Below are 25,361 nucleotides of genomic sequence, written 5' to 3'. Positions count from 1 at the left end.
CTACAAAATAAAAAAATCTCCCTTGGTTAAAGGGAGAATGAAGTGCTTTGCTAGAAGGTTTTTAGTAAAGAAATCATTTGTATTGAATTAATTAGATATTTGAAGACTTGCGCTTGCGTTTTAAGGAAGAAGCAGCTAAGGCACTCATAGCAGCTAAACCTAAAATGGAAGTTGGTTCGGGTACTTTTCTTGCGAAATCTGGGGTATCCTCTCGATAGTAGTTTAATCCGGTGATTGCTCCACTTCCAGGTAATTTAATTTGAAATTTTGTTACTTTCTTATCGCTGAAATCAAATTTATATTCTCTGAGTGAGTTGTCATCCTTTACTTCTTTGGTTCCATCCAAATTAGTACTCAAAAGATCTACTGAATCTATATATTTGTTACCTTTATTACTGCCCAACCAAAAGTTTCCAGTTTTAGTACCATCCGCAAAAAAAGCATTGAACTTTGGTTGCTTTGTCTCGTCAAAGTCTAATAAACCAATGCTATCGAATAAAACCCCAACATCATCAGTGAAATCGAATGTTATGGTGCCACCGACATTATCATCAGGTCTTAGGTCATAGTTCTTAGTCTCATTGTTCTTTACATAAGTATTCTTATTGTTATTTAAATCATTTTTAATAGCCTCAATTTTTTGTTGACGCTCTGCTTGTTTAGTCTCAAGCTGGTTTTGTTTTTGTGTAAGGATATCTTGATCGCTAGTATTTTGAATTTCTTTTTTAAGGTTTTTGATTTGGCTTTCAAGTGTTTTTATGTCATTTTTAAACCTTTCATCATGCTCCTGAATAATTAGGACGTTACCTTGTTCGGGAGATTTATATTCAATAGTATTTCCTTTGTGTTCATATTGACCATATCCAGTTAATAAATCGTCGTCACGACCTCCTTTAGTACTACTGTCATATAGCCATAATTCATTAACACTGGATTTAATTTTTAAACCATAATCAGCCCAAGCATTGTTAATTTTCTTTCCTCCATATAATGGATTATCTTTAGCTTCAAGACTAACATCAACATCAGGTTCATCAAAATTCACAGTTGTCTCATTTGTAAAAATTCCAGCTTGAGCGGGATTTGCGCCAACTGTTAAAGCAGTAGCTAATAATGCACCAATGCCCAATTTAGAAACCAAATTATTAATTCGCCCACGTTTTAGAGAAGAATTTACAAAACCACTGACAGGAGATAAATCTAAGATAGAAGTAGGCTCTAATACTCTTTTATCGCCGCAATCATTTTTCAATTGAGTATTTTTATTAAAACTGTCATCAGCTATTAATAGCTTATTAAGCTTCTCCTCTTTAATCTTTAACTCATTTTTTATACATATTTTTTCTTGAAGAAGTCTATTTCCCTCCTTGTTGTTTTCATTATTTTTTGCTTCCAGAATTTGTGTATTTAGATTTCTTGTATCTTTCTGAAGTTTTGAAATTTCTTTCTGCAGTTTTTGAATTTCTTCAATTTCATTTTCTACAGTTGTTGATTCTAATGCCTGAGCGGGATTTTTAACAGTTTTTATCGTTGAGGACTTACTAAATGTCATTTATTTAAAACCTTCTCTTAATTGGGTGTACTAATCTAGTACTTAATCAGTTATAAGAGTTTTAATTAGTAAATAGGTTAGAGAGGAATGAACAATCGCTCAAAATTATAACTATTTAAATCAAAGCTAAAGTAAAGCTGCTACGTTTAACTACTAATACTAAAGTAGATACAAATAGATTTACCTAAGTATTTCAGAATAGTTAAAGTTGTGCATAATGTTTTCTAAGTGATATCAGTGAGTAGAGATTGCCTTATCAAATAAAAAGCCCCTTAATCAGGGGCAGATGGAGAGATTCAAAAAAGCGATTTTATTAAAAAGGTTTGTTATGAATCAAGGCTGATTTTTGAAAGTTTTCTATGATGAGCGTTTACGTTTGATTTTTGCAATTGCAACAGTTACAAAGATTAAGCTCAAGATAGAAGTTGGTTCGGGTACTTTTCTCTTGATTGTACGTTCGTAATCTAAATATGTCACGGCTCCACTTCCGGGTAAAGTTACCTCAAGCTGTTTAATATTTTGTGAAAAATCAAATTTGTATTCTCTTAAAGAATTATCGCCTTTGAGAGCATTACCGTTCCAATCTTTACTTAATAAAGTAACCATTGGGTCATTTTCATCAGCGTCTACTCCGAACTGAAACTGTTGAGTAGTATTATCCAAAAATGTAAAATTGAAGATTGGTTGACCCGGGTCATCAAAATCAAGTAAACCTATATTATTAAAATCAACACCTTTTTCATCAGTGAAATTGAATGAAATCGTACCGGGATTATTACGATTTGCATAATCATCTGGTGCGCCATTATTCTCCTGAATTATCAAGACTTTACTTTGCTCGGGAGAATCGTATTTGATCAAGTTACCATTTTTAGCTCTATATTTACCTTTCCCGGTTGCTAAATCTGGATCGTCGCCAGTACAAATATTAGTAAATCCATTCTTGGATACACCTGTGCGTTTACCATTGGCTTTAGCTTTACAGTTACTGTCGTATAGCCATAATTCTTTCACGCTCGAATCCATTTCTAAGCCATAATCAGCCCAAAGTTGATCGAGTTTCGGTCCTCCTGTTAAGGGATTACTACCAACACCAACGTTTTCATCAAAATCAACTACGACATTTTTATTAAATGTTATATATTCATCCTTCATGCTTGCTGCTTGTGCAGAGTTTCCGAAAGTACCGAGTGCAGCAATTAAAGTTCCAGTAGATAGAATTGATAATTTCTTTAAATTTAGCATCCTGTTTTTATCTGTAAAAGTCGAATAAGTAATTAAATTTGTTTCTCTATATCAGTGATAAGTGATTTCCTCTGTAAGTAGTTAAACTGACAGCAAATCTTCTATCAATAACTATGTAGAATTATTTGAAGTTATTGTAATCTTTCTCAGTGTGAGTACTGAGGCTGTTTTTAGTTTACTGGCAAGAATGTCTATCCCATAAGAGTTCCGATGAAATCATAGTGGGCGAGGAAGAATGTCCATTCCTTTAAACACCCCCGCGTACACACAACTCCACCAGGGGTTGCAAACCCCCGTCTAAAGACGACTGAAAAATTATCCACAACATAAAACATGATATTTAGTCCTATTTATAGGACTTTTGCTATTAGACAGGGACTTGCAGTCCCTGGCGAGCCGGAGAGGGGAAGGGGGTGAGGTTCATTCCATCCAACCGAAAAGCGTTATAAAAAGAAAAGCACGGGCATCCTTGCCCGTACCACAATAGACTCACAGTTTTTTTTTGCTTGCTAATATCTTATGAAGAGTGAAATAGAACTCTTCCCCGGAGTTCTTCGTCATTGATTTTGGCGTAGACTCGCAAACAAGCCGAAACTTCTCCAGCAACACCACCTACATCTACTTGTAAATCGTCTTTTGAGAAGGGGTAAACATCGGCGTAGGTTCCCCATAGAGGACGAATCTGTACTTGACAACCTGCTTGACGCGCTTGCTGTGCTGCTGTTTCTAAAGTCCGACGTGCTTCTTGTTGCAGTTTTCCCCACCACGAAAAGCGGTCAACACATGGTAAATAAGTTAATGAATGTATGGCTTCATCTAAGTCCAGTCTGGCACGTAGGTTGATAACTTTACTAGTATTAAAAGTTACTTTCACTTTGTTGAAGCGCTCTATTAGTGCAGCGATGTACTTAGGTTTATCTGCAAGTCTTAAAGAGCGAACGCCGAATCTATCAACGCTTCTTAAAGCATGGTGTAAATGCGGGTCAAGTTCGATAAATTTGAGACAAGTAGAAACAATCCCAGAAAGGACATCGAGTTCAGTACCGTTTCTTTGAATTTGCAGTCGCTCGTCAAAATCAATACTATTGGAAAAACACAACCCGGAAGCTTGAATATTGCCTTTTAAACCAGGGTAGATAACTTCGGAAGTTGGAAATGGAAGCTGTTGTAGAGAAATTGTATCTTCCGCGATACCTAATGTAACTAATTGCTTAAAAACTTGCGATCGCAATTTATCGGCTTGTTTTTCAGGTATACGTAAAAGTAACCGTTGCATTTCGTTCCATAGTTGAGCATTATCGGTGCCGTAAAACTGATATTCTCCGATGTATGGCGATAGTTCTTTACGAGCAAGTAAGGTTTGCGTAATTGGAATTAAATTTGCTTGGATAAGAGATTGGGGTAATTGGGATTTGTTCTCAAGCTGGTTGGAGACTGGTTCTAAAATATCTTCCCATGAAGTCTTTTTTTCTGGATGATTACTTTGATTTTGAGAACTTAAAATTATATCTAATTCTTTTAAAAGTTCCCGACAAGCATCGCTTCCTGAGTCGGAAGCTTCTGTTTTGAGAGCTTCTTTTAACTCAGTTTGCAGCCCTAATAGTTTTAACCGCAGTAACCAAGCTAACTTTGAATCTTTGGTATTTAATAACTTGTTGAGATTGGGCATGGGGAATTGAAGATTGGGCATAGGGTTTTAGCGCTCAATCGCCCTCAGCCTTGAAGGCTGGGGCTAAAATTACTAAGCCCGTCTGCACGGGCTGTGTTTATGACTAACCTTTAATTTTTACAGCTATTGCAGTTAAGTTACAGAAATAATATTTTTGAAATAATATAAATATCGTAAATAATACTATAGGTATAAAATATATCTAAAAAATAAAATATGTAAGCAGTTTAAATCAGCTTAAAGATACAAAACTGCTTGTTGAATTAACTAATTTAACTCAACTGTTCTTTGAGAAAAAACTGATAAAAAACCCAAGCTGCCCCGTAAAGCCAGAATCTATCTGTAAGTTTGAGCCACTTGACTAAAATCTATGCCCAATTCTTTAATTCTTAAACCTAAATTTCACCATCACGGGTAAATGATCGGAAGCTTGTTTAACTTCATCAACTATCCTCCATTCGATTACTTCTATATTTTTAGGAGTATAAAAAATATAATCTAACTTGACTTCGGGTTTATCCGATGGAAAAGTCGCAATTTCGGGATTATTCAATGCTTCCGGTGGTAAAGCCGATTTAATCGAAGCAGTTTTTAACAAAATATCAATGGTTGGCTCTGGGTTTTCGGGTATGGGGGGAACTGTACTATTAAAATCACCCACTAATAATACCGGGTATTTATCTACGTATTGCGAAAGCAGTTTTTGAATATATTCGGTTTGTTTGCGGCGGGTGGGTGCGTCAAAAGCTTCTAAATGCACGTTGATTAAAATAAGCGAGCGATTATTTACTTTAATTTCGCTAACCTGTGCAACTCTATCTAAATAAAGAGCGTTGTAGAAAAAAGGTTTGCTTTCGACTTTACTCAATACTATACGTTTGTTGTTGACAATAGGATAGCGACTTAATACAGCTTGTCCCGATAAAATTCTGCCAAAATGAGCCGAAAATGGAAAGTAGGGGAAGGGAACATAAGTTTTATCCCAATTAATCGCTATTCCAGCTTGTTTAAAAGCAAGCTCCTCGGCTAGTTGTAAAACTTGATTGACTTTAAACGAACGTTTTGAATATAAATCTATTTCCTGCAAACCGATAAAATCAGCATTTAGTGGCTTTAGGGCATCAACAACAGTTTTAAGATTGTTCTCAAACAGCTTTTTGTCTCTATCAACAGCTTTATTGTTAGTTAAGCCAGAAAGATAGCCAATATTGTAAGTAATTACTGTAAATTCATCTTTTCTAGCGGCTGTAGGAGCGCGATAACTCACAATTTCATCATACTTTTCACGAGGATAACCGTTAGAGCTAGCCCAAAAATAAAAGATAACTACCGCGACGATTATTGAGCCTAAAGTAATTCCGCCAATTTTCAGTAAGCTTAGGAGAAGATTTTTCATTGAATTAAGTATCAATTATCAGTTAAACCTTGATAATTATACTTGTAGAGGAGGTAAATATTAGTGTAGACTCCCCCGCTTGATTTGAGTTGTTTTAGGCATTTGAGGTTGAGAAAAAGGGAGTATCTAATTTTTGAAGCTCTCAGATTAAAGTCTGAGTCTACAGTAATCAAAGCTATAAAGTAAGCGTTGTAACGACAGCAATACCGTTATAGGTATTAGGATACTCCCCTAGTAAATATAGATATCTAAGCTATTTTCAGAACTTTACGTAAAATCAACTGATCTTCTATTTTCGCATTTAGACGACCATTTTCTATGTCCCGAATCCAGCTTTGGCTTTTTCCCATCAATCTTGCTAATTCCCTTTGAGAAATACTCAAGTTTTTCCTTGCTAAACGTATTTGTTCGCCAAGTAAACCACTTGCTGTTTTTATATTTCGTCTCTTTTTACTAGTTCTTTGCTGTTTTTTTCTAGCTGCAAGATTTGGCTGCTCCCACTGTGGTGCCATTTCAAAAGCTAAAATCCTGGCATTCATCAGCATTTTCCATTTTCCACGAGGGCTTACATCTGTTAACCTTCTTCCTTCGTCGCCATCTTTTATCCAAAATTCTATTGCTTCGTCTGGATCTTCAGGAATATCGGTTAACTTTGCCCATAATGGTTGAATGGGTTCTGGATAACTAACTGGATCGAAAATGGGTTTCATTCCATGATGCGACAAAGTTTCTAAATCGCTTTCATAAGTTCTCAGCAATCGTTTTCTTTCTTCCCTTTTTCTACAGGCAATTGCCACTTTGCGATCGCCGTATGCAACCCGCATTAATGTAGGTATTGTAATGCGTTGTTGTTTACCCATTTTTGCTTTGAACATCAACCACATCATCAGTCTTGCAGCGCCTTCATGCTGCTGCCAAATACTCATAACTGTAGTCAGTAAAGATTTAGGCAAGTTACCATACTGATAAAAAGCCGTTCGCTCTTTACAAGCTTCTTTATTCAAGAAATACTTTGCCCATTCACCAGCTTTGACTCTAAATGTCAAACCAACCAGATATTTACATCCTAGTTCATCGTGTTGAAAATGATGCTGTATTCCTGCTAAATCCCAAAGCTGACTTTTTTCTAAGGAAATCGGTTTGATACGCCCTTGTTGGGGTAAATCAATAGAAACCATTAAGGAACAAACTTGTAAAACTAAACTTTTCATCAAAGCTAGCTTGGTGGTTTTGTTCAAGTCTTTACGCTTTTCTAATCCTAAATATTTCTCTATTTGCTTATCATCTATAACAAACTCTTCTTCCCAAGCTTTTTCAGAGAAAGTCGCATAAGCTGCAAAAATTAAATGCACGCAAGCAGCACGAATATCAAGAGCTTCAACTGCTTCTAAATCTGTTGCTAATTCGCATTCTTGGGAACCAGAGCTTATATGAAAAGCTATTTTACCCTTTCCTTGATTTATCTGTTTGCTGTAACGTACTTGGTCATTTTCATCAATTTCCCAAGGTAAAGATGTCCTTTGAGATAAAACATTACAAGCTTCCCATACGGGAATACCCGAAGCAAATGGATTACTTTTACCATTGAAAAATAAATCCGAACTAGTTAATTCTCTATCATCAATTTTGCACCTTCCTTTTTTTACCTGTAATGGTATTGGAGATTTGCTTGGACAAGCAGATGCACATTGAGGCTCGGAGTAATAACCCTCGCAATTATTACACAAATGAGGGTCAATCCAATATTCACCGTTATCGATTTTGATAGCACCTGTTGGACACTGAAAACGACATTTGTCGCATCCAGCACAACTATTGTTAGAAATTGTATAAGGCATAAGGCTTATTGCCACTTCACTTCTTGCGACGTTTGGCTCAAGTCCTACCTAGATGTGTATCTTACAAAATTTTTGTCACCACACTTTACGACAAGAAAAAGGTTCACTTATCGCAATTACTGACCCACATCTATATATGTACTTCCGATTAATTACAGTAAGTTAATTATAAGTATTAACCCGAGCCTGTATTTAACGCTCCGTTATCTATAGTTTTCATAAAGTTATTAAAAAGTTTTGTTCGCAATGAGCTAAGAACTATTTTTTCTCTTATTTCAATAGGTTTAAGAGCAAAATTGCTATATAAGTAGCCAGCAAAATTAAATTGTTTTTGAATGACGACTCTAAAAATCATCTTTTAAATCAAATCTTATTTTTATTTTGATTTGCGTCTATTTATTATCTTAACATATTCTTCACGTAATTTTCATAATTATCTTACTTTTTTGAATATCTAAAATGTTAAGTATTTGCTACTAGTTAAGATTAAAACGAAGGAAGAGTGAATAAGGTTGGAATTACGTTAGGATAAAATGCCCATTACAATTATTACACCGTATAATGATGGGAAATTTAACCTATAAATAGAGGTTTAAAAACTATTTAATGATTAACAATGGAATGATTTAAACATCAGTATTTATGAATTTAGTGCAATAAATCTCAACGTTAAAAAGTGCTATAAAGGCTGATTTTATAGATGGGCGATTGTATGCAGTTAGCTAATATATGTACTAAATTCAAAAGATATAGCCTCAGAATAAAATCTAAAAATAGATAAGATTTAATTGCTTAGTAAACAATATGTTCGCGATAAACTAATCGATGAATTTTAAACTGTATTATATTAACAAAAATCATTTTTTTATTAGTATAAGATGATAAACGCTATTTTTCGCTAATCATCACTCTTGATGACTAATAAGACTCAAATGTAAACTTAATTTTAAATTCATAATTAGATTCGTTTAATTGAGCTATTGTGAAAATAATGATGAAATAGTTTCAGGTTAATAGATGTAAATCAACTGGAAGTAGACGTTAACTTAATTTATTTCACAGCATTCCTTGATTTCATAATGCAATAAGCATTTAACATTCAAATCAAGCATAATTTATGTCTACTATATATCTAATAATTTAGTATATTCATAAATTACTGATGTCAGAATGCTGATTTTTTTGTATTGTAAAAGTATTTTGCTGTATCTCTAAGCAAATTGATTGACTAAGCAATACATTTCCAACCCGGTTATAAAACCTCAAAAGTGCATAAGTTTTAAAGTTTCCCAAAAATATTAATAGCGAAGCAAAATAAACTTAAAACTGAAGCATCCTCTTATCAATACATTTGGCAAAATTAAGTTAAACCTGTCTACATAAATATATGAAGCAAATCTTACCGCATAAGCTGTTGTTTTAAGATTCAATAGGTGAATGAATGTAATTCGTGAATAGTAAAATCTCACACAACCGCATTCAACACTGCATTACATGAAGTTTTATACCAAAAATTGCTATGCAACAAATTCCTGCTTCATTAATAACCTTAGTCGCTGGGGCTTTGGTTACGCTTATAGGTTTGTGGGCTAGCCAGACTCATAATCTATTACCACTACAAGCATCCGAACAGGCACCCTTAGTAGACGGATTCTTTAATGTGATGTTCGCGATCGCTATTGCTTTGTTCTTGGTAGTAGAAGGGACTATCTTATATTTCGCGATTAAATTTCGCAAGCCTAAAGATGACGAGACAGACGGACCACCAATTGAAGGAAATGTCCCGTTAGAAATATTTTGGACTGCAATTCCTACAATAATAGTTTTTGCTTTAGGTATTTACAGCGTAGATGTTTACAAGCAGATGGGAGGATTTCCGACGAATGCTCCTGCAACAGTCGAGGCTCAAAATAATTCCAATTCTGGAAGTGCAATTGCAGCCACAATTAGCGAAGCTCCGATCGTTTCATCAGAAGCAGCACCTTTAGCCGATAAAAAAGTCGGGATTAAAGGTTCACCTGCACAGCAAAATAAACCAGCAGACGTAACTGTAGATGTTACTGGAATGCAGTTTGCTTGGATATTCCAATATCCCGAAGATAACGTTACATCTGGTGAATTGCATATACCAGTTGGTGCTGACGTACAGTTGAACATTGCAGCAACAGACGTAATCCACTCATTTTGGGTACCGCAATTCCGCTTGAAGCAAGATGCAATTCCTGGAATGAATACCGAATTGAGATTTGTTGCTACTAAACCCGGAGATTATCCTGTAGTTTGTACCGAATTGTGCGGTGGCTACCACGGCTCCATGAGAACCCGAGTTATTGTTCACACTCCTGAAGAATACGAAAGCTGGTTGCAAGAAAACCGGATTGCCCAACAAGATTCTTCCGAAACTGTAGCAGTTAATCCCGCAGAATTATCGCCATCCGAATATCTAGCTGCTTACGATGCGGATATGAATATTAACTCAGCAACTTTAGCTCAGATTCAACAGTAAATTAATCAGGCATTGGGAATAGGGCATTAGGCATTGGAAAATACCGAGGAATAAAGATAATTATAAGTTGTTTCCATTTCTACCCTCTATTTTCCCTCTCTCCCCTCTGCTCAAAAAAATCCAAAATCGTAAATCTAAAATCGAATGACGCAATTAGAACATCCACAAAATACTTCACCCACAGCTCATGCTCATCCTGAAGCATGGAAATGGTACGACTATTTTACGTTTAATGTAGACCACAAGGTAATTGGTATTCAATACCTAGTAACATCATTTATTTTTTATCTTGTCGGTGGATTGATGGCTGTTGCCATGCGCGCTGAATTAGCTACACCGGATGCAGATGTACTAGATCCCAACCTGTATAATGCTTTTCTGACTAATCACGGAACAATCATGATTTTTCTCTGGATTGTTCCTAGTGCAATTGGTGGCTTCGGCAACTACTTGATACCGCTGATGGTTGGTGCTAGGGATATGGCTTTTCCTAAACTAAATGCCGTAGCCTTCTGGTTAAACCCGCCTGCTGGAGCTTTAGTTATGGGTAGTTTCTTCTTCGGTGGTTCTCAGTCGGGATGGACAGCCTACCCACCCTTAAGCTTGGTGACGGCAAATACCGCTCAGAGTATGTGGATTCTAGCCATTGTTTTAGTTGGTACTTCCTCTATTTTGGGTTCGTTGAACTTTGTTGTTACCATTTGGAAGATGAAAGTTCCTTCTATGAAGTGGGATGAATTACCCTTGTTCTGCTGGGCAATTTTAGCTACTTCATTATTGGCGCTTGTTTCTACACCAGTACTAGCTGCTGGCTTAGTCTTACTGTTATTTGATATTAATTTCGGTACTTCCTTCTTTAAGCCAGATGCAGGCGGTAATGTAGTTATCTACCAGCATTTATTCTGGTTTTACTCTCATCCAGCAGTTTATTTAATGATTCTGCCCATCTTCGGTATTTTGTCCGAGGTGATTCCAGTTCATGCGCGCAAACCAATCTTTGGATATAAAGCAATTGCTTATTCTAGTTTGGCGATTTGCGTTGTAGGTTTGTTTGTATGGGTTCACCACATGTTTACTAGTGGTACCCCTGGTTGGATGCGGATGTTTTTTACCATCTCTACCCTTATCGTTGCAGTTCCCACTGGAATTAAAATATTTAGCTGGGTGGCAACTCTGTGGCAAGGTAAAATCCGCTATACAAGCGCGATGCTGTTTGCTATCGGCTTGTTAATGATGTTCGTTTTAGGTGGGATTGGTGGCGTTACCTTGGGTACAGCACCATTCGACGGACACGTTCACGATACCTATTATGTCGTTGCTCACTTCCACTACGTGTTATTTGGTGGTTCTGTATTTGGTATTTACGCTGCGATTTACCACTGGTTCCCTAAAATGACGGGAAGGATGATGAATGAAAGCTTGGGTAAAATTCATTTTGTCCTCACCTTCATCGGCACCAATTTGACATTCTTACCCATGCACGAACTGGGTTTACAAGGAATGCCTCGTCGAGTTGCCATGTACGATCCACAGTTTGAAGCTATCAATCAGCTTTGTACCTATGGCGCTTACTTATTAGCAGTATCGGTAATTCCTTTCACTATAAATGTTATTTGGAGTTGGAATTCTGGAGCAAAAGCCGGTGATAATCCTTGGAATGCTTTGACATTAGAATGGACAACCGCTTCTCCACCAGCAATTGAGAACTGGGAAGAGTTGCCAGTTGTTACTCACGGCCCTTACGATTACGGTATGGTAACAGAAAGCGAAACTTTGACAAACTCTACGGAAGCAGAAGCTGCGGCTTAAAAAATCTTGTTATAAGGCTCAGCCTTGTAATACTTTTCTGGAGGCTCTGCCTCCACTTTATAGAGGCAGAGCCTCGAAGAATGCATTCTCAGCCTGGAGGCTGAAAGGCTACCCTAAAACTACCGCCACAAAGAGAATTAAATGGGGGATACAAAATGGCGATCGCGACAGAAAATACACCAGCGCATCACGAAGAACATGCCGATTTACGAGTTGTAGGATTAATAACTTTCCTAATCTCGGAATCCTTAATGTTTGGCGGATTCTTTGCTACCTATTTGTTCTATCGAGGAACCACTGCAACGTGGCCACCTGAAGGAACAGAAGTAGAGTTATTGCTACCAGCAATCAACACCATCATTCTAGTGTCGAGCAGTTTCGTTATTCACTTCGGCGATTCCGCAATTAAAAAGAACGATGTCAAAGGAATGCGGAAATGGTACAAACTTACCGCAATCATGGGAATAATTTTCTTACTCGGTCAAGTTTATGAATATCTGACTTTAGGATATGGACTAAGTACTAACTTATTCTCTAACTGTTTTTACCTAATGACAGGATTCCACGGCTTACACGTATTCATCGGAGTCTTATTAATTTTAGGTGTACTGTGGCGCTCTCGTAGGGCCGGACACTACAACGAGCACAAACACACCGGAATCGAGATGGCAGAAATCTACTGGCACTTTGTAGATATCATCTGGATTGTACTTTTTACTCTGCTTTATATTCTTACTAGATTTTAAAGAATTGGGAATTGGGAATAGGGCATGGGGCATGGGGCATTGCGAATTGGTAATAACCAGGGAGCAAGATGCTCCCACTACAAATAATTCCTAACTCTCTTCCCATCTCCCCTTCTACCCCCTCTTCTCATTACCACACAAAAACCATGCAAAACACAGAACAATTCTCTTGGTACGAGGTACCTGAAGATGTCAAGCAACTATTAGTATTAGCCGCTGATAATTGGGAAAATACCTCCGAGTCAGAAAAATATATTAATCAAGCTTTAGCTAAAACAGATAATAATATAGATGTTTTAATCTCAGCTTATAGATATTTTTATTACAAACAGAAATATAAAATGGCGCTGGAAACAGCCGAGAAAGTTCAGAATAAAGTTAAAGAAACCGAAAAATTACCAGATAATTGGGAACAACTAAAACCAGTATTAATTAAACGAAAAGAAGAAGAAATTATCCGACTATATTTAAATTCTTATGCCGCCACAGGGTTAATTTTAGCTATATTAGGAAAGGAAGAAGAAGCCAAAGAGATATGTAATAAAGTCAAAGAGATAGACGACAAGAATGACTTTGGCGCGGGCATCTTATTTGATGTGTTGACACGCCCGCCAGAGGAAGACGATGACTAATCTCTTCACTGGATTTCATATTTAATCTAAAATCTTCTGATTCTCTTATTCACTTCATTAAACAAAATTAAAACTATGCCAGAATTTGAACAATTTTCTTGGTACGATGTACCCGATGATATTCAGGAGTTATTGAAATCAGCAGCGGACAATTCTGAAAATACTTCAGAATGCGAAAAATACATCAATCAAGCTCTAAGTAAAACTGATAAAGAACTAGATGTTCTCATAGCAGCCTATAGGTATTTCTTTTACAAGCAAAAATATCAAATGGCTTTAGAAACAGCAGAGAAAGTTCAAGAGAAAGCTAAACAAGAGGCAAAATTACCCGATGCTTGGGAAGACCAAAAGCCAATATTGATTAAGCGTCAAGCAGAACAAATTATCCAAACATATGTAAATGCTTATTCTGCCACAGGAATAATTCTTGCTGCACAAGGAAAAGCAGAAAAAGCCCAAGAAATATCCGATAAAGTCAAAAATATAGACCCAGCAAATGTCTTTACCGCAGGGGTATTAGCTGATATTTCAACACTAGGCACTTTCAAGTAATAAAACACCCAGCTTTGGGTTCCGTCCCAAAGGCGGAGTCCCCATCACTTAATTGTTTCTCCGAAATGTATTTGATAAAGCTGGATATTTGATTTTTTGGATCTCCCTAATGTCAGAAAAGGACAAATAATTTTCTAATTGGATTTTGGATTTAACGGAAATTTGGTAACTTTCCTGCACCAGATTTTAGATTTAATCCAAAATCCTGTTAATGGTCGAGGATGCGTTTAGGGGAAACGGCAGTTTTGCCCGAAGTTCATCTACACCCTTTGGGTTCGTTAGTTGTACTCTGCGAGAAAGCCTCCGGCTTACATGGGGGAAACCACGCCAGTTCCTATAACGGAGCGTCACTTGCTACAACGCGGGAAACCCGCGCAACGCAGTGACTTGGGAACCTCCGCAACGGACTGGCTGACCACACTAACTCACCGCAAACTGCCTCGAAAATCTACACCCGTTCACCTTTATGTGCGGCTCAGTTTGGTGGAATAATATCTTCCCCCCAACTTTCTGCAAAATCTAAAATTGTATTATGGACGGAAAAGACTGGCTTGTAACCGAAGATGGTGAATATCAAGCTTGTAAATCTGCGAGAGCATGGGATTTAATTACTGAGAATTATCGTCTTTATCGCTTTCTTACCGAACTAGAAGATATTCTCAAAAAACAATTAGATGAGAACAATTATCTAGCAGAAATTCGGCAACTAGTAAGAAAATTGCTGGTTAATTCCTACTGGATAAAAATTCAACATCCCGAACCCGATACTAACACCGGAACATCTGTTAAACTTTTATATGATGAGTTGGGTTTTCCTTTTACAGTCCAAACTGTAACCTTCACAAAAGGAACGCAATCCAATATTCATAATCACGGAATTTGGGGAATTGTCGCAGTCTTAAAAGGACAAGAAAAAAATACAATTTGGAAGCGAAATCCTACCGCAGAACATCCAAATAAAATTGAAACCGCAGGAGAAATTATTTTAAATCCTGGGGATATTGTTAGTTTTGCGCCCGGTGCAATTCATAGCGTCGAAGCAATGGAAGAACCTACCGTAACTTTTAATTTATACGGAGAAACTCGGTCAAAAGAACGTTTTGAATTTGACACAGTAAATCATACTGCAAAAAACTTTTGATTATTAATGATAGTTGTTATTTGATAGTCGATAGTTGATATTTGATAGTTTCTAACAACTAGCTACTAACAACTAATAACTAACAACTAACTAGGAGATTATTATGGCAAAGGTAATATTTTACGAAAAAACTGGCTGTAGAAATAACACTAAACAAAAAACTCTATTAACAGCAGCCGGACATCAAGTTGAAGCGCATAATATTTTAGAAGAAAAATGGACTAAAGAACGTTTGCGCTGGTTTTTCAACAATCGTCCCGTAGCGGATTGGTTTAACCGCTCCTCACCTAGAATCAAATCTGGTGAAATTAATCCCGAACAAATTGATGCCGAAACTGCTTTAAATTTGATGTTAGAGGAACCGTTACTTATTCGTCGTCCTTTAATTCAAGTTGGTTATCGCGGTGAAATCGGTTTCGATACCCAGGTTATCGAAAATTGGATTGGCTTAACACCTAAAGATGAGGCTTTACAGGAAGTCAGTCAAAAGTTGATGAGTACGGATTTACAAGGTTGTGCTCATAAAAATGGTGGACATCATCATCATTGATTTTAGGTAATGGGTAATTGGTAATCGGTAATTGGTTTTCCGTAGATAAAATTGAGTTGGAATTTAGGAGCCGGATGTCTAGAAGATGTCCGGTTTTTGCTAATAACTCTTTATCTGTGTAATATTTTCACTAATTCATAGGTTGGGTTGAACGAAGAGAAACCCAAATTCCTCTTTTGTATTCAGTAATTATAAGTATGAATAAACAAATGTGCTTTATGATTCTTTGTTGATGATTCTAATTTAAAAAAACGATTAATAGCTGTTTAATAAGGATTACAGAAATTATTGAGTCTATATTGCATTGTAATTTTTGTGTGAATTTCAGTATAAACTCTAGCCAGAGAAAAGCTTATATAGTAATTTAAATAAATGAACTAGCAGAAATACTAGTGTTGTTAGTTAGCCTTATTAGTAAGGGAAAAACATAGATTTAATTTGAATGCTCTACCCCCTAATCTATGTGTGTATTGATTGGGTTTACCAAGAAATAAAGACTTGATTTGGCTAAAAACTATATTTGAATTTACTTTCATAATTTTAGCTTTTATACCTTTTTATGCTTAGACATGTAATGTTTAAGCAGCTTTTAGCTTGATTGAAATACAACTCTAATTTTCGTTTAACTGGTTTATTACTAATAGCAGTTATTAGATTGATTAAAAAGAATTTACTAATTCTATTAAATCAAAAAAATTGCTCATGAAATTTGTTTGAGTCGTTACAAAATACAATAGTTGAATGACCTATGAACTTTTCCAATCTTTTCAAAACCACATTATTAACTATATCTACTGGTTTAGGAACATTAGCTATTTGTGCGAGCGCAAATGCAGCAAGTTTAACTTCTGTAGATATAGAATTATCTTTACTTGTAGATGTATCGGGGAGTATTAATGACAACGAATTTAATCTACAAAAACAAGGCTATGTAGGCGTTTTCTCGAATGCTTCTCTTTTCAATAATTTTATTTCTAAAGGTGAAAAGGGAAAAATAGCAGTTAATTATATTTACTGGTCTAGTTCTACTCTTCAACAGGAAGTTGTAGGCTGGACTCTGATTGATAGCGTTGAAGCCTCACAGAATTTTGCGAATGCAATTAATGGAGCTAATCGTCCTTTTGGTGGCAGTACTTCTCCTGGCTCTGCGATTGACTTCGCAACACCTTTATTTAGCACTAACAAGTTTGATGGAGAGCGTCAAGTTATAGATGTATCTGGTGATGGAAGGGGTAGCGCTCTTAATACAGCTAATGCACGTGATAATGCTTTGAACAGCAGTATTGATGCAATCAACGGTATCGTTATTGGTGGTAGTTCTTCGGTGAAAGCTTTCTATGAAAACAATGTTATAGGAGGTGTAAACGGTGATGGCAATCCTGGTTTTGTTGTTGAAGCCAGTACATTTGCAGATTTCGGTAGTGCAATCGACAAGAAAATCAAAGCTGAAATTATTCTGACTCCTCCAACAACTTCTATTCCAGAACCTGCTTCAATAATGGGTTTACTGGCATTTGGTGCTTTTGGGGTTGCTTCTACTGCTAAATACAAATACAAAACTATTCTCTGTTTAAAACAAAAGTAGAGCCTAATTATTCTTGTGAAATTACTCTGACACAAGCAAGGAAGTGCATTTATCTTTAAATTCAAAATCTCTAAACCGGGTGTCTTGAAGATATCCGGTTATATGTATTGCTATTCGTAGCTTGGGTTGAACCAGAGAAACCCAATATCATCTTGAAAGCGATCGCAAAATAATTCAGGGCTTAGGCGAAATAACGCGATCGCGTCATTATGAAATGCATTCATAGTTCAATTCAGCAACCCCCGCACATTTAATCCAACCTACTAAATTGGATGTGAATTTAACGTAAAGCGATGCAACAATTTTATGAAGTTAATATAAAGTGCTAATAGAGGTATATAGTTTTCTCTGCATTTAGTTGACGTATCTATATCGTAATAAATATAACTCCTATTTCCATCGTATGAGAATAAGTCTAGGCGTATATATGCTCTGAATAGGGCGGGGGAATTTCTACCAAAAAACTATCTTGAGATTATTACAGTAATTTTTGGTATACATAATGCTAAATAAGAGACTAGTTAACTTATTGACAGCTAGTACAAGTTTCATATTGTTAATGCTTTCGGGTATGTTCGCAGCAAGTAGAGCAAATGCTGTCTCAGTTACCTCTTCTAATGGAGTAGCTACCGGGATAAATGATTTAAATGTTTATGGACAAAAGTATGATGTAGATTTTACCTACGGTACTTTTGCAGATGTTTTTGGGAATCCTTTTGCTCCTGTATGGACACCACCAACTTTGTCTGCCAATGTACGACCAAATGTAGCAAATCCACCAATTCAACAGGCTACAGATGCTGTTGTAGCTGAGTTAAATAGTGATTTAAGTAATCAGGTAGCAGATGGAAATCTTCTTACCCCAAAAAATTATTTTATTAGTGGGGGTTTGCGTAACGACATTAACGATGCAGATGAGTTACAAATTTTCTATGGGCAACTCAATAGTCAGGGTGAATGGATGTCTAACAATTTAACTTGTACTTACAACCCTAGCAAGACAAGTTTAACTCTTCCATTTTGTTTGAATAGTGTGGCATCGCTTGAACCAACTTTTAACCTTCTTAACCCCTCGAACTCGAAAGTAATGTTCGCTAAATACAATACTAAACCTGCACCAGAACCTATTACTATTTTGGGAACTGTAGTTGCTGGGGGAATGGGAGTTGCAATCAAGAGAAAACAGAAGAACAAAACTGCTGCTTAATCTTAATTGATTTTTTGTATTTTTAAATGTATTGACGTAGTAATGCTGCGTCTTTTTGCTTTTTATATACAAATTGACGTTGGGTTACGACGCTTTCAGATTCGTGATTAATCACAAATTGCTTGGTGTGTCTAACCCAACCTAGACTAAATGATTTTTGTAAATTAATTTTTGCCAAATTGGCAGCTAATTTAGTGTAAATAGTGATAACATTTGCGCTTTAGTACCTATTCTTATCGTCAATCCTAACTAAGTCTATAATGTCAAAATTATTCTATTTGCCTACATTAATAACTGTGTATAAAAATATATTATTAGGTACGGAACCAGATGAAACCGCAGCTAAAATGATTAAATTAATTAATGAATAAATCCTGACTTAAAAATAAATTAAATATATATTGTTAAAATCGAACAAAAACTTATTGTTCTTATATTTGAGTACCAAATAGTGGTATTAATTTATTTGAAACGTTAATTTAATTTTTAAAGTCAACAAGCTGTAATGAATGCGGTTTCTCATTGAAATTCATGGTAATTGTTCAAAATTATCAATTTATAGTTAACTAATTAACTAAACCTCAGTATCGCTGTCATCTACCAAAATTTAAGTGGAAAAATAATCTCTGCGTGAATCGGGAGCAAGTATGAAAAGTGATATAGCAGTAGAGAAATTACGCCGCTATAAGGAGTATGCGGAATCGGTACTTCAAAGTTTGGAGTTGGTTTCGGAGAATCCTCCACCTCAAGAGGATTGGGTACCGGCAAGTATCCATGAAAACATTCAGCGTTTGGTACAGTCTGCTCGCTCTACTGTCGAATTGGCTTCTTCTCCCGTCAAAATTGGCGTGATGGGAGAATTTAGTAGCGGTAAAACTCTGTTGATTGGTAGTTTAATTGGTTTTGCGGATGCTTTACCAGTAAGCGAAACTCCTTCAACGGGTAATGTAACTGCGATTCATTTGGTGCAGCAACAGCAGTTACAAACGACAAGGGTTAGTAAGTTTAGGGTTGAGTATCTTTCCCATGAAGGAGTAAAAGAATGTTTGGGTTTTATGCTCAAGGTGGTGGAAGGTAGAGCAAAGTTAGCGGAAGTACCCGCAGCACCTTTAGCAACTTTAAAAAGTTTGTATCCTACTAGTTTTGTCGATACTAACGGGATTTTAACTTGGTGCGAGCAAGCTTGGAATCAAACCCAAAGTTTGGAATTACGGGCGCTTTTGCGGGAAGTGGTGGTATTCGTTCGCACCTATAGCGCTTACGGGAAAGATATCTGCGGTAGAAGTTACGAAATTGACCATTTCACAGCGAATAAGGGTTTGAGATTATCTGAACCCCCAATGAATATTTTGGAGTTGAAGTTTCGCGATTTACCCCAATCTCCGAAGCGTTGGGAAACTTTCGCGCAGCCTTCAGCCAGGGATTTACACAATAGTTTCTCGTTGATTCGACGGATAGATATCACGGTTGAAGTAGCAAAACAGATATGGGATTTATCGGGTTTACAGGGAACAAATGAGTTTGTATTGTTAGATTTTCCCGGTTTGGGTGCGGCTGATTCTGGTATTAGAGATACCTTTTTGTCGTTAAGGGAGTTGACTGAGGTACAAACAATTTTACTGTTGCTCAACGGTAGGTATCCGGGTGGAGTTACAGCAGCGAAAATTCGCAGTATGTTGGAACGGGATAAGGGGCAAGATTTAAGGGATAGGATTATTGTTGGTATGGGAAGGTTTAATCAGCTTCCTTTGACAAGTCGCGATATTTTGACGATGGATGAGGTTTTGGATGAACCTTTATTATCGGAAGAAGCTGTTTTAGAAAAGTTGAGAATTCTGCATTTAACTCTTGCTAGTGCAAGTAATTTGACGACTGAGAAGAAAAATATTGTTTTATTGTCGCAGCTTTATGGATTAACGAAGCAAGCAGAATATTCTTCCTTGATACAAGTTTGTTCTCCAGAGTTTTTACCGGATTTAGAAAAGCCGAATCAAACCGAGGAAATTCAGCTACGGGAAAAATGGCGAAAGTTGGGGGAGATGCTACCACAGTCAAGTAGTTTACACAAACAGCTTAGTGATTATGCTGAAGATGGTGGCATAAGTCGGTTGCGTTCTTTACTCAAAGACCATGTGGGGCAGCATGGAATGAAGCAGCTTTTGGAAGATACGCAAAGGTCTGCGGAAACTGTAATGAAGGAGCAAAATAATTTAAAAGCTGTACTGGAACAGATTCCGGCTTATATTCCGGTGGTGGAGAATCCTGCTTTTTTGGAGTTAAGAGAGAAAATTGAGAATTTAGTCACTACATATCGGCAATTTCAGGAAGATTTAGAAAAACAGCCGATGTTAAAAAATCGTACTGGGTTAACTTTGAGTGATGTTGTCAAAGATGAGTTAACCAACAAAATCTTTTTTGAGTGGAGCGAGTGGACTTTATTGTTTGACAGAACTAAAAACGGGACAATTACGTTTACTAAAAGTGAAAGCATTTTTGAAGAAGACGAAGAAGAAGACGCAATTCCCACCCAAAGCGATGATTTTTATAATTCCTTCGTCAAGACAGTTAACGAAATGCAGTCATTCGCTCACGAAAGAACTGCGGAAACGGTGAAAGATTTATTTAACAAATTATCGGCAGAAGTACAGTTAGAGCGGAATAAAATTAAAGAAATTATCCAACCGCAAATGGAGGTGCGGATTCAGGAGAAATTTGGCAAGAGAGAAACTCGTTTATATAGATATCTGTTAAGAGCTATCGATCCGACTAATAAATGGCAAAACTTAATCATTCAACACAGCGGATTAGCTAATAGTACTGTACCTATTAATGCCGATAGTTTATTTCCTTTAGCAAGAAAAGACGAACAACATCAAAAAGGACAAATATTCGATTGGAGTCCCGACAAACAATTTTCCGTACCACCAAGACCATTTAACCATCAAATTGCAGTGTTAAGATTGCGGGATGAAATTACTGCGAGTGCGGGATTACATTTAATTCAATACGTCAGCGAGTTGACGAAACAAGTTAAAGGTTCTTTTTCAATGGCTTTGAAGGAGATAGTTGATAGTTTACAGGAATTATTGAAATCGAAACACGAACCGTTGTTGAGATATATTGCTTCTGCTGAGGAAACTACTTCTGCTTCGACTCCAGCTTGGTTGGATACTATGAAGCGGATTACTGTTATTTCTTATCCGGAATAGGAACACGGATTAAATGGATGACGCGGATTTCACGGATTTTTTAATGATTCTTGATTCTTGATTAATGATTAATCATTAGTGATTCTTAATTCATAGCAACTAACGACTAACAACTAACAACTAACTCCTAATTTAAAAAATGCCTGTAAAAATAGAACTTTTTAGTCGTTATCAATTACGTACTAAAGAAACTGACCCTTTACTTTTATTATTGCCGGTTGTGGAGATAAAACCGGTTGATAGTCCTAATTCTCCGTTTATTTCTTCGATTGAAATTAAGGTTTTGGGACAGCGATCGCCATTAGCTGAACAAATAGAATCTGCTTATAAAAGTGTCAGTTTTAGTACCGATCGATTACTTAGACTTACTTCTCCGCAGCGGTTAAAACAGAATGATTGTATTTGGAATCCACCTTTACCGAAGGGCTTAAATTTGACTTTGCGGGTAACTGCTGAGTATTTTGATGCTGATGATGCGGGTAAAGCAATTTTATCTGTGAAAAAAACTGCCGCTGCTGATTGCAATATTTGGACTTTTGCTGAAGAAAATGCTCGTTGGAGAAATCCGGAACTTACTGAAAAAATTACTAATCAAGATATGATCGGCGAAACTCCTATCCTAAATCACTCTTTATCGGTTAGTTCGGGGAAATCAGAAAAATCTGATATAACCTATCCCGGTTGGTTTGCAATTGATTTTGGTACTTCTAATTCTACGGTGACGCTTTACGATCCCAAAGTTATTGTCACTCCCCATACTTTACCCAGCGAACAAGAGGAAAAGTTAAGCGAGCAGTTGGCTTTTTGGTTAACGCAACGCCCGGTGGATGAAGTTCCGGGTATTGGTCGCGATGTCTGGGATGCTGAGTGGCAAAAGTTATTTGCTCATCTCAGTAAAAACTTGCAAGATTTTAATCCAGCGAATTTACAGCTTTTACGGGGAGAACAGCTTTTAGAGGCAATTCGCGAAATAGAAATCTGTCTGAGTAAGCGTTTGGGTTGGTTCCGTCGGGCTGCTAGTAAAAGATTAAATCAAATTTATCATCAGGTTTTTCGGGTTCCGGCTTTGGAATGGCAAAGTTTGTTACCGGTGGAGTTGGATAAGGATAGACGGTTAAATGAAATTCCGTCGGAGTTGGAGGTGGTTAATTTAGAACCTTCTTTACCAACTCAAGATCCAGCAAAGGTAAAAGTGATGTTGGGAGAGCAAGCTTATCAGCATCGGTTGGATGCGATTAAGCAAGGGGAAGATATTGACGGTAGATTTTTGCATTCTCCGAAGCGTTATTTTGGTCAAGAGCGCAGTTTTGATATAAGTTTGGATGGTAAGGAAGATACTATTGCGGTTAATCAACTTTTACAAGCTGCTTACGCTCAGTTGATTGAATTAACCCAGAAATATCGTCAGCGGTATCCCGGAAAATGCAGCGATGGTGATTTTTATCGTGCTGTTTTGACATATCCGACAATTGCTTCCCCATTTATCCGTCGGGAAATCGAAAGTTTGGTTAAGAAGCTGGGTATCGAAGATGTACAAATGGCTTATGATGAAGCGGTTTCTGCTGCTATCTTCTTTTTATGGCAAGAATTTGGTGGTGATTTAAACTTAGGAATTGAATCTTTTAAAAGTCGCTGTCGTCACGATGGGAATAAATGGTGGCAAAATGTTTTAGTGTTGGATATTGGTGGGGGAACTACAGATTTAGCATTAATTCGACTGACGTTGGAGGAACTCGATCCTTTTGAACCTACCGAAGATAGAGGTGATGGGGGACGCTATTATAAACTTACACCAAAACTGTTGGGTTCTTCGGGTCATTTGCAGTTGGGTGGGGAATTAATTTCGCTGCGATTATTCTTGTTGTTAAAAACTGCGATCGCGGATTGTTTATTGAGTGCTGTAAGTGATGATATTTTACCTAGGGATGTCTTGAAAGTACAGCCGGAAGAATTAAACGAACGCTTTTTAGATAACGGTAAATATCGGAAAGGTTCGCTGTTAGCTTGTGTTGATAAAGAAATTCGCGAAGGCGATACTTACAAGGAAGCATTAAACGACGCTGAAAAAGTTTTACCTACCCGTTGGAAAAATCGTTCATCCCGCTCTCAAACATTTTACGACCTTTGGGAACATGCTGAAAACGCGAAATTAGCTTTGGGACAAAAGCGTTTTTCTGGAAATGATAATCAAGAAGCGATATTCGTTTTGGATGGACAGCAAATCTCGGAATTACTTTACCAAAACGATATTCAATTACCCACAGAGTTAGTTGAAAAAATTAGCGTTACTTTAACCCAAGAGCAATTTGAGAAAGCAGCTTCCCCAGTAATTCAAGAAGCAATCGGTATCGCTTCTGGGTTAATTGAAAATGCTTTTAAATCAAAGTTTGTCAGCGAAATAAATTTTATAGAGAAAGACGAAGATAAAGTTAAGAAAGAACAAGTAGACTGGTTAATTTTATCTGGAAAAACTTGTAATTTAGAACTAGTCGAACGGGAGCTTTATCGAGTATTTAGTAAATCAGATTACTTTGTCTGGAATGAAGAAAGAGTCACCTTTGAACCGGAATATACCAAATTAGCTACATCTGCCGGAGCTTGCTTTGCGGAAAAATTGCGTCAATTAAGCTTTTCTCCTCAAGAATCAAAAGATTTACTTCGGAAAGGAGCAAATCAACTTTATATAGATGTCAAAAACTTATTTTACTTCCTTCCTTGTTCCTTCGTAAGAGAAGTTATCGGTGGCAGCCCAGTACCAATTTTCCACGCTGGGCAAGAACTTTACCAACTCAAAGCTGAAGAAGGAATGGCAAAACTTCGTAGTAATTGGTTGGGAATGCAGCTAACCAATAATATCAGAAGACAAGACTTTGAAAAAATGAAGTTACAGTTATGGGGAAGTTATAACGGTGACGCTTTAATGAAAAAATTAGGAATCACCGAAGATGACTTTAAAAATAATATCAAAGTTCAATTTGAAATCAATCAAAAACTAGATATTGATTTATTGCTTTGTCGCGGAACACCCCACTATTTAATACCATTAAATATTCCCAGTGTAGATGCAGCCAAAGCCATCGGAAATCAAGAACTAATTACCGACGAATCCCAAGTAATCTGCGACATAGCAGTTAACGTCGTCGAAGCAGCAAACGCATTAAAAACAGATGCACATACAGTATTATTCAAAGCCGGTAAAGACTACAGCAAAGAATTACGAGTATTTCGCTACGAAAACGACACAATGCAACCGCAAACCATCGGATTAATAGCCGAACTTCCACCATTTCCAGCCAGCGGAAAACACACATTTTACTTCCAATTTCGCAACCCGCAATCTAACGCATGGGAATTAATTGGAGAATTACCGCAACCGATAGTAAATAGCGAATATCCTTGTCGTTATTATGTAACCTTAGATTTTAAAGGAATATTGCGCGTACATCCTTTTGAAGTATCTTACTGGACATCAACTAATCCTGAATTTCTGAAACAAGAAGGATGTGTTTTTAGGGATTCATTACAACCGCAATCTACCAATGTTGAAGCCGAAAGAGATCCGTTTTGTGGGATGCATTAATCAGTTACCAGTGAACAGTGAACAGTTAGCAGTTTAAATAAATATTAATTTATAGGGTGCTGTTACGGCTCTAGATAATTTGAATTAAAGGTTATTATTGTGATAATGCCGTAACGCACCATCATTTATTTAAAACTTTTGATT

16 protein-coding genes are annotated in these 25,361 nt (G+C 36.8%); 11 read left to right on the top strand and 5 right to left on the bottom strand.

Annotation, left to right across the window (positions count from 1 at the left end):
* Positions 1-91: 91 nt before the first annotated feature.
* From RIV7116_RS31595 to RIV7116_RS31575, 5 genes are all read right to left on the bottom strand, one after another.
* Positions 92-1,552, bottom strand: coding sequence for a PEP-CTERM sorting domain-containing protein (locus tag RIV7116_RS31595; RefSeq protein ID WP_015122413.1), 1,461 nt, complete (start codon positions 1,550-1,552; stop codon positions 92-94).
* Between the two features lie 357 nt (positions 1,553-1,909).
* Complete coding sequence (locus tag RIV7116_RS31590) at positions 1,910-2,797, bottom strand: PEP-CTERM sorting domain-containing protein (protein WP_015122412.1); 888 nt, start codon at positions 2,795-2,797, stop codon at positions 1,910-1,912.
* A gap of 517 nt (positions 2,798-3,314) precedes the next feature.
* The gene (locus tag RIV7116_RS31585) at positions 3,315-4,466 is read right to left on the bottom strand and encodes a hypothetical protein (RefSeq protein ID WP_015122411.1); all 1,152 of its coding nucleotides are present in this window, start codon (positions 4,464-4,466) and stop codon (positions 3,315-3,317) included.
* A 382-nt stretch (positions 4,467-4,848) separates the two neighbouring features.
* Positions 4,849-5,862, bottom strand: coding sequence for an endonuclease/exonuclease/phosphatase family protein (locus RIV7116_RS31580; protein WP_015122410.1), 1,014 nt, complete (start codon positions 5,860-5,862; stop codon positions 4,849-4,851).
* Positions 5,863-6,110: 248 nt separating this feature from the next.
* A complete protein-coding gene (locus RIV7116_RS31575; protein WP_015122409.1) occupies positions 6,111-7,700 on the bottom strand; it encodes a helix-turn-helix domain-containing protein in 1,590 nt (529 codons plus the stop codon).
* 1,519 nt (positions 7,701-9,219) lie between these two features.
* On the opposite strand from RIV7116_RS31575, the gene RIV7116_RS31565 reads away from it, so the two are divergent.
* From RIV7116_RS31565 to RIV7116_RS31515, 11 genes are all read left to right on the top strand, one after another.
* On the top strand, positions 9,220-10,206 hold the full coding sequence (locus RIV7116_RS31565; protein WP_015122407.1) for a cytochrome c oxidase subunit II: 987 nt from the start codon (positions 9,220-9,222) through the stop codon (positions 10,204-10,206).
* A gap of 144 nt (positions 10,207-10,350) precedes the next feature.
* Complete coding sequence (ctaD, locus tag RIV7116_RS31560) at positions 10,351-12,015, top strand: cytochrome c oxidase subunit I (protein WP_015122406.1); 1,665 nt, start codon at positions 10,351-10,353, stop codon at positions 12,013-12,015.
* A gap of 155 nt (positions 12,016-12,170) precedes the next feature.
* Positions 12,171-12,761, top strand: coding sequence for a heme-copper oxidase subunit III (locus tag RIV7116_RS31555; RefSeq protein WP_015122405.1), 591 nt, complete (start codon positions 12,171-12,173; stop codon positions 12,759-12,761).
* Between the two features lie 146 nt (positions 12,762-12,907).
* Complete coding sequence (locus RIV7116_RS31550) at positions 12,908-13,393, top strand: hypothetical protein (protein ID WP_015122404.1); 486 nt, start codon at positions 12,908-12,910, stop codon at positions 13,391-13,393.
* 75 nt (positions 13,394-13,468) lie between these two features.
* A complete protein-coding gene (locus RIV7116_RS31545) occupies positions 13,469-13,945 on the top strand; it encodes a hypothetical protein (RefSeq protein WP_015122403.1) in 477 nt (158 codons plus the stop codon).
* A gap of 532 nt (positions 13,946-14,477) precedes the next feature.
* The gene (locus tag RIV7116_RS31540) at positions 14,478-15,086 is read left to right on the top strand and encodes a hypothetical protein (RefSeq protein ID WP_015122401.1); all 609 of its coding nucleotides are present in this window, start codon (positions 14,478-14,480) and stop codon (positions 15,084-15,086) included.
* 103 nt (positions 15,087-15,189) lie between these two features.
* Entirely contained in the window at positions 15,190-15,636 is a 447-nt protein-coding gene (locus RIV7116_RS31535) for an ArsC/Spx/MgsR family protein (RefSeq protein ID WP_015122400.1), read from the top strand.
* A 748-nt stretch (positions 15,637-16,384) separates the two neighbouring features.
* Entirely contained in the window at positions 16,385-17,221 is an 837-nt protein-coding gene (locus tag RIV7116_RS31530) for a DUF1194 domain-containing protein (protein ID WP_015122399.1), read from the top strand.
* Positions 17,222-17,750: 529 nt separating this feature from the next.
* Complete coding sequence (locus RIV7116_RS31525; protein WP_157229361.1) at positions 17,751-18,428, top strand: PEP-CTERM sorting domain-containing protein; 678 nt, start codon at positions 17,751-17,753, stop codon at positions 18,426-18,428.
* A 647-nt stretch (positions 18,429-19,075) separates the two neighbouring features.
* The gene (locus RIV7116_RS31520) at positions 19,076-21,637 is read left to right on the top strand and encodes a dynamin family protein (RefSeq protein ID WP_015122396.1); all 2,562 of its coding nucleotides are present in this window, start codon (positions 19,076-19,078) and stop codon (positions 21,635-21,637) included.
* 139 nt (positions 21,638-21,776) lie between these two features.
* Positions 21,777-25,217 carry a virulence factor SrfB gene (locus tag RIV7116_RS31515; protein WP_015122395.1) on the top strand — a complete coding sequence of 1,147 codons (3,441 nt, stop codon included), beginning with the start codon at positions 21,777-21,779 and terminating at the stop codon, positions 25,215-25,217.
* The last annotated feature ends 144 nt before the right edge of the window (positions 25,218-25,361 follow it).

The sequence above is a fragment of the Rivularia sp. PCC 7116 genome (assembly GCF_000316665.1).
Classification (GTDB): Bacteria; Cyanobacteriota; Cyanobacteriia; order Cyanobacteriales; family Nostocaceae; genus Rivularia.
The sequence above is the reverse complement of the archived record's forward strand: the minus strand, read 5'-3'. Positions and strand labels throughout refer to the sequence as shown.